Source organism: Pseudoalteromonas sp. SWYJZ12 (assembly GCF_015864395.1).
Taxonomy (GTDB): domain Bacteria; phylum Pseudomonadota; class Gammaproteobacteria; order Enterobacterales; family Alteromonadaceae; genus Pseudoalteromonas; species Pseudoalteromonas arctica.
The window spans coordinates 1-2,529 of sequence record NZ_JADYXH010000043.1 but is presented as its reverse complement, the minus strand read 5'-3'; the positions used below and the strand labels follow the sequence as shown (position 1 = coordinate 2,529).

The following is a 2,529-nucleotide window of genomic DNA, read 5'->3' as shown; positions in this document are numbered from 1 at the left end:
TGGAAAGATACCAAGCGCACAGGGCGTGCATCTGTGAAAGTGTTATGGCAAGGATGGCTTAAGTTACAAGCCATCCTGGAAGGCTACGATTTAGCAAAATCTCTTGAGTCAGACTTGTGATCAAGAGACAGCTAATTAGCGCCTTTTTGCATTGTGGCTAAATACAAATTTAATGCTGATTGATCATGTGCGTTGCTAGTTGAGAGAATGATTGCTTTAAGCCTTCACGTAACAACGGGTTGTCTATTTCTATATCCAGCGTTTTATTCATGCAGTACATCCATTGATCGCGCAATGCTTTATCTACAGTAAAAGGCATATGCCTTTTACGTAGCATTGGTTGGCCATGTTTTTCAGTAAATAGGTTTGGCCCGCCTAACCAACCAGATAAAAATTCAAAAAATACTTGGCGAATTCGATCTAATGGCAGAGGATGCATATCATATAACGGTTTAGCGTATTCATCTGACTCCATTATGTCGTAGAATCGATTGGAGATAGCACGCGCCCCTTTCTCTCCACCTATTATTTCATACGGTGTTTTTTCAGGAGTAGGAGCCTGTTGCTCAGGAGCTGGCTTAGATTTAGAAAAAAGTCGTTTAATCATATTACTTATCATCGTTAATAGGCAGTATATAGCTGCAAAGAGGTTGCTTTAAAATGGACAAATATGCGGTTTTTGGAAATCCAATTAAACATTCAAAATCCCCCGCGATACATAAACAATTTGCTGTATCACTGGGTGAGCAAATCGACTATCGCGCAATATTAGCACCTATCGATAACTTTGAAAAAACAGTATTGTCTTTTTTTGAGCAAGGTGGTGTTGGTGCTAACGTTACAATGCCATTTAAAGAGCAAGCTTATGCAATGGCTGATGAGCTTACGCCATTAGCTAAAATTGTAGGGGCTGTTAATACATTAAAAAAACGAGATGATGGCACATTACTCGGTGATAACACCGATGGTGTGGGCTTTGTAAATGATTTACTCGCTAATAAAGTTACTATAACTAATAAACGCATTTTAATTATTGGTGCGGGCGGTGCCGCTCGAGGAGTTATTTTACCTTTGTTAGAGCATAATCCTCAGGAAATAATAATAGTTAATCGCACAGCACAAAAAGCCCAAGAACTCGCAGAGCTGTTTACTCAATATGGACCGGTATCTGGCTTTGGCTTTAGTGATTTACCAGTAAGCGATTACTCACTAATTATAAATTCTACATCTAGCAGTATGAATAACGAGCTTCCAGCACTTGATGAAAAACATATAACTAACTGTGAAGTCGCTTATGACATGTTTTATTCACTGCAAAATACCATTTTTATGAATTGGGTTGCACAGCATAATATTAACGCTAAGCTTTTAGATGGCAGTGGAATGTTAGTTGGTCAAGCTGCTCAAGCATACTATGTATGGCGTAACAAAATGCCAAAAATACTTCCCGTCGTTGATGCGCTCAAACAAGGAATGCTTAAATGAATCAGGCAATACAGTTTATAGATAGGCTAGAGTTTAGAGAGCCCGATCATCAGTTAGTTTTTTTTGCACAAGTTAGTGGCATGCTGGTGGAATGTATAATAGAAGTAAATACACTTAAATTAACAGACGAAAGTCACGCAACAGAATATTTTGAAAAGTATCGTTTTGATTACGAAGAACGTGCCGAGGAGCTTATCGAAGAAGAGAGCTATAACTCGGCAGGCCAAATTGAAGTAAGCTTATTAACTTAAGTTAGCGATTTCAGCTAAGTATTCATCTTTAAGTGATACATAGTTATCGGCAGATATTTTTAAGAAGGCAAGTTCTTGCTCTGTAAGAGGGCGGGCTTGCTTAGCTGGACTTCCTACATATAAGTAACCAGACTCTAAGCGTTTGTTTGGTGGTACCAAAGAGCCGCCACCTATAATTACATCATCTTCAACAACCACGTTATCCATAATAATAGCACCCATACCTACAAGTATACGGTTTCCTAATACACATCCGTGCAGCATTACCTTATGACCAACTGTTACATCGTCACCTATAATAAGTGGATAACCATCTGGATTGCTTTTAGTTGCGCGAGATAAATGCAATACACTGCCATCTTGTATATTTGTACGCTCACCAATACGTATATAGTTAACATCACCACGTGCAGCTACTAACGGCCACACACTACTATTATCACCTAAAGTAATGTTACCAACCAAAACCGATGACTCATCAATATAAACAGACGAATTAAATGAAGGAGTAGCACCTTTATAAGAACGAATTGCCATAGTTAGTACCTTTTAGATCATGATTATTAGTATTTGAGTGTATCAGCAAGGTGATTTTTGTACCATACAGTGCACTGTTTGGTTACAAAACTATCAGTTTTAGGGGGTTTAGTTCAGATACTAACCGAACAGTATCTTTTTTTACTTTTTCTTTAAAAAAGTGCTTGCGTAAAAATATGATCTCCCTATAATGCGACCCCACTGAGACGGGAAACGCCAACGCATAGCGAGGCACGAACTACTCAGAGAGTTAAAT

The 2,529-nt window shown here is 38.5% G+C and carries 4 protein-coding genes; 2 read left to right on the top strand and 2 right to left on the bottom strand.

All coding sequences use genetic code 11. From position 1 onward, the window contains the following. Positions 1–169 precede the first annotated feature (169 nt). Positions 170–607 (bottom strand): group II truncated hemoglobin, encoded by a 438-nt coding sequence (locus I6F42_RS19920; protein WP_004335148.1) that lies wholly within the window; start codon positions 605–607, stop codon positions 170–172. A 53-nt stretch (positions 608–660) separates the two neighbouring features. Here I6F42_RS19920 and aroE point away from each other — a divergent pair, with 53 nt between their 5' ends. After that, entirely contained in the window at positions 661–1,485 is an 825-nt protein-coding gene (gene aroE, locus I6F42_RS19915) for a shikimate dehydrogenase (protein WP_197142796.1), read from the top strand. Next, positions 1,482–1,736 carry a DUF1488 family protein gene (locus I6F42_RS19910; RefSeq protein WP_007584142.1) on the top strand — a complete coding sequence of 85 codons (255 nt, stop codon included), beginning with the start codon at positions 1,482–1,484 and terminating at the stop codon, positions 1,734–1,736. Before aroE ends, I6F42_RS19910 begins: the two co-directional genes overlap by 4 nt. Here I6F42_RS19910 and I6F42_RS19905 read toward each other — a convergent pair. Then, positions 1,728–2,273 (bottom strand): gamma carbonic anhydrase family protein, encoded by a 546-nt coding sequence (locus tag I6F42_RS19905; RefSeq protein WP_197118489.1) that lies wholly within the window; start codon positions 2,271–2,273, stop codon positions 1,728–1,730. The genes I6F42_RS19910 and I6F42_RS19905 overlap by 9 nt on opposite strands. Between the last annotated feature and the right edge of the window lie 256 nt (positions 2,274–2,529).